Annotated in this window: 10 protein-coding genes; 7 read left to right on the forward strand and 3 right to left on the reverse strand. The window is 66.7% G+C overall.

Going from position 1 to position 13680, the window contains the following annotated elements; all coding sequences use genetic code 11:
- Window positions 1-240 precede the first annotated feature (240 nt).
- Both FHS02_RS11195 and FHS02_RS11200 read left to right on the forward strand, forming a co-directional pair.
- Window positions 241-930, forward strand: coding sequence for a class II glutamine amidotransferase (locus tag FHS02_RS11195; RefSeq protein WP_137313493.1), 690 nt, complete (start codon window positions 241-243; stop codon window positions 928-930).
- A gap of 89 nt (window positions 931-1019) precedes the next feature.
- On the forward strand, window positions 1020-1883 hold the full coding sequence (locus FHS02_RS11200; RefSeq protein ID WP_137313494.1) for a protein phosphatase 2C domain-containing protein: 864 nt from the start codon (window positions 1020-1022) through the stop codon (window positions 1881-1883).
- A 31-nt stretch (window positions 1884-1914) separates the two neighbouring features.
- Here the strand turns inward: FHS02_RS11200 and FHS02_RS11205 are convergent, their stop codons facing one another.
- Window positions 1915-2436 carry a GNAT family N-acetyltransferase gene (locus tag FHS02_RS11205; protein ID WP_137313495.1) on the reverse strand — a complete coding sequence of 174 codons (522 nt, stop codon included), beginning with the start codon at window positions 2434-2436 and terminating at the stop codon, window positions 1915-1917.
- 178 nt (window positions 2437-2614) lie between these two features.
- Here FHS02_RS11205 and FHS02_RS11210 point away from each other — a divergent pair, with 178 nt between their 5' ends.
- The 4 genes from FHS02_RS11210 to FHS02_RS11225 all read left to right on the forward strand — a co-directional run bounded on the left by FHS02_RS11210 (window position 2615) and on the right by FHS02_RS11225 (window position 8251).
- Entirely contained in the window at window positions 2615-3649 is a 1035-nt protein-coding gene (locus tag FHS02_RS11210) for a sulfate ABC transporter substrate-binding protein (protein WP_137313496.1), read from the forward strand.
- Window positions 3650-3937: 288 nt separating this feature from the next.
- A complete protein-coding gene (locus FHS02_RS11215; protein ID WP_137313497.1) occupies window positions 3938-4840 on the forward strand; it encodes a serine hydrolase in 903 nt (300 codons plus the stop codon).
- Between the two features lie 131 nt (window positions 4841-4971).
- Entirely contained in the window at window positions 4972-5946 is a 975-nt protein-coding gene (locus tag FHS02_RS11220) for an IS1595 family transposase (protein WP_137313498.1), read from the forward strand.
- A gap of 172 nt (window positions 5947-6118) precedes the next feature.
- Window positions 6119-8251 carry a PhoX family protein gene (locus FHS02_RS11225; protein ID WP_137313499.1) on the forward strand — a complete coding sequence of 711 codons (2133 nt, stop codon included), beginning with the start codon at window positions 6119-6121 and terminating at the stop codon, window positions 8249-8251.
- A 135-nt stretch (window positions 8252-8386) separates the two neighbouring features.
- On the opposite strand, the gene FHS02_RS11230 is transcribed toward FHS02_RS11225, so the two are convergent.
- Window positions 8387-11206 carry a glycosyl hydrolase gene (locus FHS02_RS11230; protein WP_137313500.1) on the reverse strand — a complete coding sequence of 940 codons (2820 nt, stop codon included), beginning with the start codon at window positions 11204-11206 and terminating at the stop codon, window positions 8387-8389.
- 207 nt (window positions 11207-11413) lie between these two features.
- Between FHS02_RS11230 and FHS02_RS11235 the strand changes: the two genes are divergently transcribed.
- Window positions 11414-11842, forward strand: a complete 429-nt coding sequence (locus tag FHS02_RS11235) for a VOC family protein (protein WP_137313501.1) — start codon at window positions 11414-11416, stop codon at window positions 11840-11842.
- A gap of 305 nt (window positions 11843-12147) precedes the next feature.
- Here FHS02_RS11235 and zwf read toward each other — a convergent pair whose 3' ends face one another.
- The gene (gene zwf / locus FHS02_RS11240) at window positions 12148-13611 is read right to left on the reverse strand and encodes a glucose-6-phosphate dehydrogenase (protein WP_137313502.1); all 1464 of its coding nucleotides are present in this window, start codon (window positions 13609-13611) and stop codon (window positions 12148-12150) included.
- Window positions 13612-13680: the final 69 nt, after the last annotated feature.

The raw sequence follows: 13680 nt of genomic DNA on the forward strand, positions 1-13680 counted from the left end.
GCGGTGCGACAAGGCTAAGGCGCGGCAGGTAATTTCAAAACGAATCGTTTTGCGATTTGTTATTCGGCCCGTGCATATCGCCGACGCACCGCCACAACAGTAGTGCAAGAAAAACGGCCACTGGCGGTAGATTTCTTTAAAGCACCACGATCACACATAAGCATATTGGAAAAGATTCGTTTCGACCCGAAGCGTACGCGGGTATCTTGAACTCAACTTCAATGATTTATCGATGCCACCATGTGCCAGCTCCTCGGATTGAACAGCAGCGTACCCGCCGGACTCGGACCGTTCTTCGACGTTTTCGCCGAACGGGGCGGCCGCACCGACGAGCACAAGGATGGCTGGGGCATCGCCTTCCACAGCGGCAAGCGCTGCCGGCTGTACACGGATCACCGTGCCGCGATCGATTCGCCGCTGGCGGCGCGCGTGCGCCGTGGTGCGCTGCGCGCCCGCAACATCCTGGCGCATATCCGCAAGGCCACGCAGGGCCGCATCGCGATCGAGAACGTGCATCCGTTCGCCCGCCAGCTGTGGGGCCGCACCTGGTGCTTCGCCCATAACGGCGACCTGAAGGAGTTCGCGCCGGCGCCCGGCCGGTTCGTGCCGCAGGGCGACACCGACAGCGAGGCGGCGTTCTGCCTGTTGCTGTCGCGCCTGGCGGCCCGCTTCCCCGATGGCGAACCGGCACCCGACGTGCTGCGCGACGCGCTGGCCGACGTGGCGGCCGGGATCGCCGCGCACGGCACGTTCAACTTCATCCTATCGAATGGCGAGACACTGTTCGCGCACTGCTCCACGCACCTGCACTACCGGCTGGACGAAGGCCGCGCGATGATCGCCACGCAGCCGGTCGACAGCCGGGACGGCTGGGTTCCCTTTGCGGCGGGCGAGTTGAAAGCCTTCGGTAGCGGCACGCTGCATCCCTGATCCTGCAGCGGCACGCTGCATCCCTGATCCTGCAGCGGCACGCTGCATCCCTGAACCGCCGCGTCCGGCGCCCGCTATAATCGGGCGCCATGGACGACCACCAGACCACCTCCAGCCGCACCGACCGGATCAGCCATGGCGCCACCGCCGGCCACAACGAAGATCACGTGGCCATTTTCCATTCGACCGCGTACACCGACCTGGTCGTGCTGGATGGCGCCACGTCCGTTGCCGACCGCGATTACGTCGATGAAGCCGGCGACGTCGTCTGGTTCGTGCACGCTTTCGCCGCCGCGCTCGGGCCGGCGATCGCGGCAGGGCTCGACCAGCATGCCGCAACGCACGCGGCCATCGACACGGTGCGCAGCGGGTACTTCGTCCGCGCGAACGGCGCCGAAATCCCTCCCCATGCGTGGCCGATCGCCGCCCTGACGTGGATCCGCGCCACGCGCGACGGCATGCTGCACCTCTACTGCCTGGGCGACTGCGTCACGCTGATGCAATCGCCGGGCGGCGGCGTGGCCGATCTCGATCCTTATGTCAATCCACAGGAAGCCGTGCTCCAGGCGGAAATCGCGAAGCTGCGCGCCGCCGGCCTCGACGATCCAGCCAGCCGCCATGCCCGACTGCTGCCGATGCTGCGTGCCCGCCGGGAATTCCAGAACGGCAGCCCGCGGCCGTCGATCCTGTGCCTGCGGCCGGACGGCGCGTTTGCCGCGCGGCGCCGCGTGGTGCCGGCGCCGGCTGGCGCCGTGCTGCTGGCCATGACGGACGGCTTCTACAGGCTGGTGGACCCGTACGGACTATGCACGCCGGCATCGCTGCTGGCCTTGTGCGAGGAAGGGGGACTGGAAACGGCGCTGGGAACCTTGCGCGCGCACGAGGCGGGGATGGCGGCCGGACTGTCCGTCAAGCGCGCCGACGATGCATCGGCCGTCCTGTGGCGGGCTTGAGCGGGGACCCGGCAAGGCACCCGCCAGGGCATCAGGCGGAGTTGCAGTTGCAAAAGCGCTTGCGCGCATCGGGCTGCGCGCCCTGGGCCAGCGGTTTCCAGAACAGGATCGTTTCGACACCATACGGCGAGCGCACGTTGCCGTCGCGCCGGTAGCCGCTGGCCTCGAAGAAGCGCTCGGCGGTCGCCGTGCTGTGCAGGTACAGCGCCTTCATGCCCGACGCCAGCGCACGCTCTTCCATGTGCCGCAGCAGCGCGCTGCCGGCGCCCTGCCGCTGCGCTTCCGGCAACAGGTAGCACAGTGCCAGCTTGCCCGCCCCGGTCAGCAGCGACACGCCGACGATGGCGCCGTCGTGCACCGCGACCAGCGAATAATTGGTGGGCGATTCGAACCACGACGCCACCATGCCCGGATGCTTGTTGCCGAGCCAGGCCGCGAGGATGTCCGGATCGTTGCGATGGTCGAGCACACAGCATTCGGCAATCGAGCGGCGCAGCACCTGGCAGACGGCAGCGGCATCGGGAGGGGCGGCGGGACGGATCTCGAAACTCATGGAAAGTCGGCAAAAACAGCGCAATGCGGTTGGCTCATTAGGCGGACTATACACCAGTCAGCCGGAAGCCGCCGGCAGCAGGCGCGCGCGCCGGATCTAAGCAAATTACGAAAATATAGTTTCCGTCCGGCCGTGATTTGACGGACCATGCATATCTGTTTTCTTACACGAGACCACCATGCCAAATAAAAAAATCGCATTTAGCGCCGTCTTCAGCAACACCCGCCGGCTGCTGCTGGCCGGCGTTGCCGCTTCCGCCATGGCCGTCGCGCCGGCCCACGCGGCCGACGTGACGCTGCTGAACGTGTCGTACGACGTGGCGCGCGAACTGTACAAGGACATCAACCCCGTCTTCGAAGCGCAGTACGCGAAGCAGTCGGGCAAGAGCATCGAAGTGAAGCAGTCGCACGGCGGCTCGTCGAAACAGGCGCGCTCGGTGGCCGACGGCCTCGAGGCCTCGGTCGTGACGATGAACCAGGCCAACGACATCGACATGCTGGCCGACCGCGGCCTGGTCGTGCAGGACTGGGCCAAGCGCTTCCCGAACAATGCGGCGCCGATGTATTCGACGATGGTGTACCTGGTCCGCAAGGGCAATCCGAAAGGCATCAAGGATTGGGCCGACCTGGCCAAGCCGGGCGTCAAGGTGGTGATTCCGAATCCGAAGACTGCCGGCAACGGCCGCTACACCTACCTGGCCGCCTGGGGCTCGGTGCTGCAGAACGGCGGCAAGGATGCGCAGGCGCGCGACCTGGTGACGAAGATCTTCCGCAACGTGCCGGTGCTGGACGGCGGCGGCCGCGCGGCCACCACCACGTTCACGCAGCGCCAGATCGGCGACGTGCTGGTGACCTTCGAAAATGAAGTCAACCTGGTGCGCGCCGAAATGGGCAGCGACTTCGACATCGTCTACCCTTCCGTGTCGATCCTGGCCGAGTCGCCGGTCGCGGTGGTCGACAAGGTGGTCGACAAGCGCGGCATCCGCAAGGAAGCAACCGCCTACCTGAACTTCCTGTACTCGGAAGCGGGCCAGGAAATCATCGCCAAGCACTACCTGCGTCCCCGTTCGGCCGCGGTGCTGAAGAAGTATTCGGCACAGTTCAAGCCGATCAAGCTGTTCACCGTGGACGAGGTATTCGGCGGCTGGCGCGCGGCACAGAAGCGCCACTTCGACGATGGCGGCGAGTTCGACAAGATCTACGGCAGCAAGTAAAGAGAGCAAGAAGGCAAGCGGAGCCACGGAAGAGCAAGCCGGCGGTCGACGCCGGGTATTCCGCGGTATGCCGCTCGACAATGCAATGGGACCCTGCGGGGTCCCATTGTTATTTTGGCCATGATTCGCGCACGGGATCATAGCCTACCTTGTCAATTGGTCACGTAATTGTAACGATTCGTCCCGCACGGCTGACATGGTCTGGACTGGGCCGCCATGCGCGTGCTATCTTTCGGCCTCCTGGACATTGCTCCAGAGCATTGCTCCGCCCATTCTCCACGAACAATAATGATCAAGAAACTCGCAGCCGCCCTGCTGCTGTCCGCCTCCGCAGCCGCGCTTGCCGTGCCGCTCGGTTCGCAATCCGTGCTCGTCGTCGACGATGCCGGCAACGTCATCGTTGAAAAGAATGCCGATACGGTCGTGCCGATCGCCTCGCTGACCAAGCTGATGACCGCGATGGTCGTCCTCGATTCCAAGCTGGACATGGAAGAGCAGATCAGCATCGACCGGCAGGACATCGACACGCTCAAGCACAGCACCTCGCGCGTGCCGGTCGGCGCCACGCTGTCCCGCGCGGACGTCCTGCACCTGGCCCTGATGTCCTCCGATAACCGTGCCGCCGCATCGCTGGCCCGTACCTTCCCCGGCGGCCCGACCGCGTTCAAGGCCGCCGTCAACGCCAAGATCCGCGCGCTGGGCATGACGCGCACGCGCATCGACGAACCCACCGGCCTGTCGCCGAACAACATGTCGACCGCCGGAGACCTAGTCAAGATGGCCGCCGCCGCGGCGCGCTATCCGACCATCGCCAGCATGACGACCGACAAGAGCGACATCATGCAGATCAAGGGCCGCCAGGTCGAATACCACAACACCAACCGCCTGGTCGGCGCGAAAGGCTGGGACATCGGCCTGTCGAAAACCGGCTACACGGAAGAAGCGGGCCGCTGCCTGATCATGCGCATCAAGGCCGCGGGCAAGAACGCCACGATGGTGCTGCTGAACGCCAGCGGCTCCTCGGCGCGCATCGCGGACGCGCTGAACATCCGCCGCCTGATCACCGGCAACGACGAACCGCGCGTGATGAAGGCATCGACCAAGATGCGCAAGGCCGCCAAGAGCAGCGTGCGCAAGAAGGCCGTCGCCAGCAAGAAGAAAAAGAAACCGGTGCGGCGCCGGGCGTCGTGACCGCCATGCAGTGAACCGACAAAGCCGGCCTCGCGCCGGCTTTTTTGCGTGGCGCTGTCACCCGAGCACGTGGGTGAGCTGAACCATTCGCCGCGATCGCTGTCTCATCTTTATTGACGATGGAGGCGGCGATGCATGACGGCGTTTTTAGCAGCTTGCTGGAACGATTGCGCGGGCAACTCGACGGGTTCTCCAGCGCCCAACTGGCGACATTGCGTGCCCTGTTCGAGTCGGCCTCGTCATTGACGACTTGCCTTGAACTGATCGAAAAGTTCGGCCGCCCCTGCGATCGTTGTCCGCATTGCACGGCTATCCGCATCCATCGTCACGGCAGCTCTGGCGGCCTGCAACGTTACCGCTGCGTGATGTGCCGCCGCACCTTCAATGCGTTGACCGGCACACCGTTCGCTTTCCTGCGCCTGCGCGGCAAATGGCTGCCGTTCCTGCAGGCTGTGCTGGATTCCCGCACCGTCCGGAGCGCCGCCGAAAACATCGGCATCCACCGCAACACCAGCTTTCGCTGGCGCCATCGTTTCATGGGCGCAGCACGGCACGACCGGCCACCCCGGCTGCAAGGCATTGTCGAGGCGGACGAAACCTATCTGCTCGAATCGCAAAAAGGCAGCCGGCACCTGGACCGGCCGGCGCGCCGGCGTGGCGGCAAGGCCAGTCGGCGCGGCATCTCCAAGGAACTCGACTGCATCCTCGTGGCACGCGACCGGGACGGGAAAACGCGGGATTTCGTCTGCGGCCGAGGCCCGGTCACGGCGCGGCAGCTAGCGTTCCACCTGTCACCGATACTGGCCGCCGATGTCTTGCTGGTGTCGGACAGCGCTGCCGCTTACCGAACGTTCACACGCCAAGCCGGCATCCTGCACGAAGCAGTCAACCTGAGGGCAGGCGTGCGCGCCCGGGGTGCCATCCACCTGCAGCACGTGAATGGCTATCACAGCCGCTTCCATGGCTGGCTGTCGCGGTTCAATGGCGTGGCGAGCAAATACCTGCCGAACTACCTGGGCTGGCGCCATGGTCTCGACGGGCAACGCTGGCTGGCTCCAGCAGACTGCCTGATTGCCGCGCTACGCGGCAATGGCTTCGTTTCTTGATGACCTGGCGAAACTTCCACAGGTCCGGGTAACAGCGCCTTTTGCATCCTGCATGCAGCCTGTCTTGCATCCTGCCTTGCGTTTCGCCACCCCTGCCGGGGTCATCAAGCGGTCACGCGTGCATCCTAGAATGCCCGCTCTCATTAACCCTTGTCTGACCATATCAAAACGCATGAGCAAAATCTCCCGCCCGCCCGAACCTGAAGACTTCGGCACCAACCAGTCCGGCAATCCGTATTTCGGCGACATCGTCCAGGCCAGGCTGTCGCGCCGCGCCATCCTGACCGGCGGCCTCAGCACGGTTGCCCTGGCACTGTTCGGCTGCGGCGGCAGCGACGATCCGGCCCCCGCCACGACGGCCCCGGCCACGCCGGCCCCCGCCACCCCTGCACTGCCGGCCAACACGCTGAACTTCGAGAGCGTCAGGCGCACGCCGATGATGGCCGGCGACGACCTGGTCGTGCCGCCCGGCTACCGCTGGACGGCGGTGACGAAACAGGGCGACCCGATCGGCAGCAGGCTCGGCGCACCGGCCTTCCGCACCAGTGCGGCGCGGCGCTTCGACACCACGGGCGCCGAAGCGGAACTGCAGTTCGGCGACAACCACGACGGCATGGCCTACTTTCCGCTGCCCTACGGCTCGAAAAGCAGCGACCGCGGCCTGCTGGCGATCAACCACGAGGCGGCGCGCGCCAACGTCATCAGCGGTTTCCGCTTCACCGGCGTGAACGCCACGACCGACCCGGCCACGCTGGACCCGGCCGGCGAGACGGCGATGAATCCCGACGTGGTGCGCAAGCAGAAGGCCTACCACGGCGTTTCCGTGGCCGAGGTCTACCGCGACGCCGCCGGCCAGTGGCAGGTACAGCGCGATTCGGCCTACGCCCGCAAGGTGCACGCCGACACGTGGATCGCCATCGGCGGCCCGGCACGGGGCCATGCCGCGCTGCGCACGGGCGGCGACCCTGCCGGCGAACAGGTTCGCGGCACGCTGGGCAATTGCGGCAGCGGCGCCACCCCGTGGGGCACCTACCTCACCTGCGAAGAGGACTGCCACAAGAATTACTTCGCCACGCGCGAACTGCCGGCCGACGATCCGCGCTTCCAGGACCCCAAATGGGCGCGCTACAACATCGTCGGGGGCTATGTGCGCGACTACACCTGGCACTTCGTCGACAAGCGCTTCGACCTGGCCGCGGAACCGAACGAAACCAACCGCTTCGGCTGGGTCGTCGAGATCGATCCGTACGATCCCACGTGGCAGCCGGTCAAGCGCACCGCGCTGGGCCGCTTCGCGCACGAGAACGTGGCGCACCTGGTGAATGCCGACAAGCGCGTGGCCTTCTACATGGGCGACGACCAGGGCTTCGACTATATCTACAAGTTCGTGACCGCGAAGGCGATGGACCCGGACAACCGCACCGCCAACCGCGGCCTGCTCGATGACGGCACGCTGTACGTGGCGAAGTTCGGCGAGGATGGCAGCGGCGAATGGCTGCCGCTGGTGCATGGCCAGAACGGCCTGACCGCGGAAAACGGCTTCGCCGACCAGGCCTCGGTGCTGATCTGGGCGCGCCTGGCGGCCGACAAGGTCGGCGCCACGCAGATGGACCGGCCGGAATGGCTCGCCTCCGATGCAAGCAGCGGCTGGGTCTATGCCACGCTGTCGAACAACACCAGCCGCGGCAGCGCGACCGCGCCGGGCAACACCACGGCCTCGCCGCGCGCCGCGCAGCCGAGAAACGCGATGAACCCGCGCGACAAGAACCTGCATGGCCACATCATCCGCATGCGCGACGCCGGCGGCAACGTGGCCGGCACCCGTTTCAGCTGGGAGATGGTGGTGCTGGCCGGTACCGGCACCGCCGACACGCCGGATTCCGCCAACCGCGGCACGATCAAGGGCGACGCGTTCAGCTCGCCCGACAGCGTGATGTTCGACGGCTGGCAGCGCCTGTGGATCGGCACCGATGCGGGCGACGCGCTGAAATCCCCGGACTGGACCGGCGCCGGCACTGACTGGTCGGGCCTCGGCAACGACATGCTGCTGGCGATGGATACCCGCAGCGGCGAAGTGAAGCGCTTCCTGATCGCGCCGGACGGCGCCGAAGTGTGCGGCACGCAGATGACGGCCGATGGCCGCACGCTGTTCGTCAACATCCAGCACCCGGGCACCGAGCAGCCGCGCGACACGCCGATCGCCGCGATGACGTGGCCGGACAAGGTGCCGGTCGCCGACGGCGGCATCGTGCGCTCCGCCACGGTCGCCATCACGCGCATCGATGGCGGCGTGATCGGCATCTGAGGTTCGACGCGCCGGTGCGGCAGTGCGGCGCTCGATCCGGTCGACGACGGCAGCGTTATGGTGTCGGACACCGGTTCCAGGGTGTCGGACACCGGTTTCAGCGGCGATCCATGCTGCTCGCGGGTCTTCATCGCCCTATCGCACCGCCTCCTCCACCAGCGTCACCGGCCCCAGCAAGCCCGCCGGCTGCGGCGCGATCTTGTCCGTATCCTGCAGTTCGAAGCGGTTGCCGTAGCGCAGGCGCAGCAGCTTGAAGTCGGGCAGCTCGCGCCCGGCCAGCGCATTCACGCCCAGGTTGGCCACCGTCACGTCGATGTCGTTGTCGCCGGCCTTCAGGAACGGCGTCACGTCGAGGCGATACGGCGGATGCCACAGCGTGCCGGCGCGCCGGCCGTTCACCGTCACCACCGCCGCGTCGCGCAGCGCCGGTTCGTACATCGCCCGCATGCCCGAATGGTGCGCGTGCACGCCGCTGTCCGGCAATGGCGTGCCGGTGCCGAAGTCGATCGAAACGCGTTTCCCATTCAACTGCGCGGCGCCGACGGCGAGCTTGCGGCTGTACACCGCCCGGCCCGAGAAGTAGCGGGTCGCCTCGCTGTCGGTCCACGATGCCAGCCTGTCCATCGCCACCGGCGGCCGGTCCGGGAAGCGCACCTGCCAGCCGGCCGACAGGTCGGCAACCACGGCGGCCGCGCCGGTCTTCGCTTCCGGCGCGGCGCCCGGCAACGGCGCGTCGCTCATCACGTACACCACCGATTCGTACGGCGCCAGCTGCAATGCCGGCGCGAGGGCCGACTGCGTCAGGCTGCCGCTGTCCGGATCGAGCCGCGCCGCATGCCGGCGCGGCTGGCGGAAGGCCAGGCTGGCCGATACGGGCTCGTTGCCGGTATTGGCGATGAAGTAGATGTCGGCATCGGCCAGCTTGCGGCGCACGAAGCTGACACGATTTCCTGCTTCGCCCGGACGCACGTTACTCAGCTGCACGTCGCCGGGCAGCACGCCCTGCAGCGCGCGGCCCAGTTCCAGGTCCGTGCCGATCCTCGTTACGCCGCGGCGCCCGAACAGCGCGGCGGATGCGCGCTTCACCTCGGCGGTGATGCGCGCGGCATCCTTGAAGCCCGGTGCCAGCGACGGCGTGGCGCCGATCGCGATGATCCTGCCACCGCCTTTCACGTACGCATCCAGTTTCGCCAGCACCTCGGGCGCCAGGCGCGTCACGTTCGGCATCACCAGCACCGGGTAGCGGCCGATCCCGACGCGCAGCACGGCTTCCGGATCGACATAGTCGAGATTGTGGCCGCTGTCCATGATCTGCTGGACCAGTTCCGGCTTGATGAACTTCGGCAGCTCGGCCGACAGCGACGTCTTGCCCGGCCGGTTGATCGCATACACATCGTCGTTCGGCAGCAGCACGGCGACCTGGTTGGCGGGCGCGCCCTGCCGCAGCAGGTAGCTGACGCGGGCCAGGTAGCCCGACACTTCGGGCATCACCATGTACCACGGCTGGTGGTGGTTGAACACGGCGGCGGCGTACAGCTGGTAGCCCGGCTCCGGCGCGTTCGGCGGCGTATAGGGCCAGCCGTGGCCGATGATCTGGGTGACACCTTGCACGAACATGCGGTCGGCCTCGGCCTTCATGTCCAGCGGGCTGGCCGTGTGCGCGGGCGAGCGCAGCCACGTCCACGTCTCGGCCGATACCACCGGCCTGCCGTACAGGTGCGCGGCGGACGAGGCCAGGCGCGTAAACGAGAACTGCCGGTACTGCGCGCCCTCGCCCTCGAACAGGTCCTGGTGGCGGAAGCTCGACAGCGATGCCGGCGGCTCGCCATAGGTCTGCGAGCGGAAACGGGTGCCGTGCCGGTGCGCCCATTCCGTCACGGGCTTTAGGTAATTGTCTTCCACCAGCTCGGTCTGCGTGAGCGCCCAGTCGTGCCGCAGCGCGGGCGCATCGGCGCCCTGGCCGGAAAACACCAGCGGCAGGTAGGGCCGCAGGTCGTAGCCGCGCCGGCGCTGGAACTGCTCCAGGAAGTCGCCGGTCCAGTCGGTGCCATAGCTTTCCAGGCTGTCCGAGAAGATCGCATACGGCGGCTGGTCGCCAAACGCCTTCAGCAGCGGCTCGCCGACATTCTTCAGATGGTTGTCGATGGCGCGGCGGCTCATGTGGTCGAGCACGAAGCCCTCGCCGCCCACCGCCGGGCGCTTGACCTGCATGCCGGAGCGGCTGGCGATGTAGTACACCGCCACGCGCGGCGCGGCGGCCGCCGCCACGGTGCCGCGGCCGTCCGGCGCGTCGGCCACCGGCAGCGGGCGCAGCCGCGTCGCGTCGTATTCCTTCGCCGTGCCATCGCCGATGAACGCCGCTTCGATCTTCTCGCCTTCCGACACCACCGGCAGCCGGTAGCCGGAGGCGCCGGCCGGCACTTCGACCGCGACGACGCGCATCTTGCCGATCGCGTCGGCGATGCCGATGTGCGGGCCGCCGAACGGCCAGCCGCTGCCCAGCGTGAGGTCGACGCGCAGGCCGGCCGCGCGCCCCTGCTCGTTGGCGAACCGCAGCGCCTCGAGGTGTTCCGGCGACAGGAACGGCAGGTTCTTCACGCCGCGCGCCGGGTCGTCCAGCGCCATCGGATACACGGCCTGGATCTCCACGCCGCCGATACCGCCCTCCTTCATCCGCTGGATTTCCAGGGCCAGCTGGTTCTTCTCGACAGCGGGGCCGAACCACCACCAGCGCATCATCGGCCGCGCATCGGCGGGCGGCGTGGCCAGATGCTGCGCCACGTCGCCGATGCGCTGGAAGACGGTCGGGTCATGCGTGGCAGAACCGTGCGGCGCCGCGTGTGCAAGGCCAGTGGCAAGCGCCGCAGCCAGCGCGGCGGCCGGCACGCTCCGGCGCAACCGGCCCGGCGATGAGGCTAGCGCGGCAACGGATCGGTGGACATGGCGCTGGGGCATGGAAAGTCTCCTGTTCTGGTTCGCGGCGGCGCGGCAGGTGCGCCGGCAGTAATGATGATGAGGTTGCGCCGATTTTCCTATGCGCACGGGCCGTTAATGCCTGAATACTCAGCCGATTGATCGTTTGCAGGGCGCCGCGACGGTGCGACTTCCGGTGGCAAAACCTGCGATACTTGAAGGCCCACCAATCCTGTCGGGGAGTACAGCATGGAAGCTCAAGAGGTTCACCGTGGCCGCCTGATCGACCACATCCAGCTGGTCGTCAAAGACCTGCCCGCGTCGCGCAAGTTCTATACGGCGGTGTTCGCGGCGCTGGAGATTCCGGTCGGCGGCACGGCCGACGATTATTTCTGGGTCGACGAGCTGTTTGTGTCGGCCCAGGACAGCGAGACCGCGCAGGGCCACCTGACCGGGCGCCACCACCTGGCGTTCCAGGCGCGCGACCGCGCCATGGTCGACGCGTTCCACCGGGCCGCGCTGGAAGGTGGCGGCAAGGATAACGGCGCGCCGGGCGAGCGGCCTTACCACCCCGGCTACTACGCGGCCTTCGTCATCGACCCGGACGGCAACAACATCGAAGCCGTGTTCCACGGCGAATCCAGGCGCAGCGCGCCCTCCGTGCATATCACGTGGTAACGGTGCCGCATGCGCGCCAATGAAAAAGGACGCCAAGGCGCTAATGCCGTTCAGTTAGTAACAACCGATGCAATCGATAGCGCTTGCGCTTTGGTGTCGGACACCGGCCTCTTGGTGTCGGACACCGGTTTTTGCTCGACTGTTGCGAAGAGCGGCGCCGAAAACCGGTGTCCGACACCCGGGGGTGTCCGACACCAGTAACGCAAGCGTCGTCGGCAAACGTCGAATTTCGCTTATCTGAACGGCATTAGCGCCGAGGCGCCCTTTGTCATCGCTGAACGCCGCCCGGAGGGCGGCGCAACGCGTTACTCGAACCAGCTGAAGCCGTCGCGCGCCAGCAGCGCGAACGATTCGGACGGGCCCCAGGTGCCGGCCGCATACCCGCGCGGCTTTTCGTTCAGCGTGCCCCAGCCCTCGATGATCGGATCGGCCCATTCCCACGCCGCTTCCAGTTCGTCGCGGCGCATGAAGTGGGTCAGGCGGCCGCGCACCACGTCGATCAGCAGGCGCTCGTAGGCTTCAGCGCGGCGCTGCGTGAACGCCGAATGCAGGTCGAGGTTCAGCGCCACCTGCTGCATGTGCATGCCGCTGCCGGGCTGCTTGGCCATCACCTGCAGCTTGATCGCCTCTTCCGGCTGCAGTTCGATCACCAGGCGGTTGGCCACGCCGTCCGTGCTTTCCGGGAACAGCGGGAATGGCGGATTGGCGAATTCCACCACGATCTTCGACGAGCGGCGCTCCATGCGCTTGCCGGTGCGCAGGTAGAACGGCACCTTGGACCAGCGCCACGTGTCGACATACGTGCGCAGCGCAACGAAGGTTTCGGTGCCGCTGTCCGGCGGCACGTTCTTTTCTTCCAGGTAGCCCGGCACGGCCTGGTTGCCGCTGGCGCCCCGCACGTACTGGCCGCGCACCGTGTCGCGCGCGATGGTGGCCAGGTTGAAGCGGCGCAGCGAGCGCAGCACCTTGAGCTTTTCATCGCGCACGGCGTCGGGCGCCAGCGATGCCGGCGGTTCCATGGCAACAATGCACAGCAGCTGCAGCAGGTGGTTCTGCACCATGTCGCGCATCGCGCCGGTGCCGTCGTAGAAACCGGCGCGGCTGCCCACGCCCACTTCCTCGGCCACCGTGATCTGCACGCTGGAGATGTTCGGCGCGCGCCACAGCGGCTCCAGGATCGAGTTACCGAAGCGCAGCACCATCAGGTTCTGCACGGTTTCCTTGCCCAGGTAATGGTCGATGCGGTAGATCTGCGATTCGGCGAAGTGCTTGCCGACCGCCTCGTTGATGTCCACCGCCGACGCCAGGTCGCTGCCGAGCGGCTTTTCCAGCACCACGCGGGCATTGGCATCGACCAGGCCGGCCGCGGACAGCTTCTCGCAGATGGTGGTGAACAGCGATGGCGCGGTGGACAGGTAGAACACCCGCACGGCGCCTTCGCGCGACACCTTCGCCAGCGACGACAGGTCGTCCTGCTGCACGTCGACGCGCACGAACTCCAGCCGCTGCAGGAAACTGCGCCACGCGTCGTCGGCGAAGTTCCCTTCCGAGATGAAGGAGCGCGAATGTTCCTCGACGAACGCCAGGTAGGCCTCGCGGTTGAAATCCTGGCGCCCGGTGGAAATGATGCGGGTCGCCGCGGGCAGGTTGCCGTGCAGGTGGGCCATGTACAGCGCCGGCAGCAGCTTGCGCATGGCGAGGTCGCCCATGCCCCCGAAGATGATCATGTCGAGTGGCAGGCTGTTATCTGGTTGTGCGGACGAGGTCATATCGATCGGTTTAGTTAATCAAGGGACAGGTTTGAAAACCTTGCAATGGTATCCGACTCTGCCCCTTCG

This window comes from Pseudoduganella umbonata (assembly GCF_014192225.1).
Lineage (GTDB): Bacteria > Pseudomonadota > Gammaproteobacteria > Burkholderiales > Burkholderiaceae_D > Rugamonas > Rugamonas umbonata.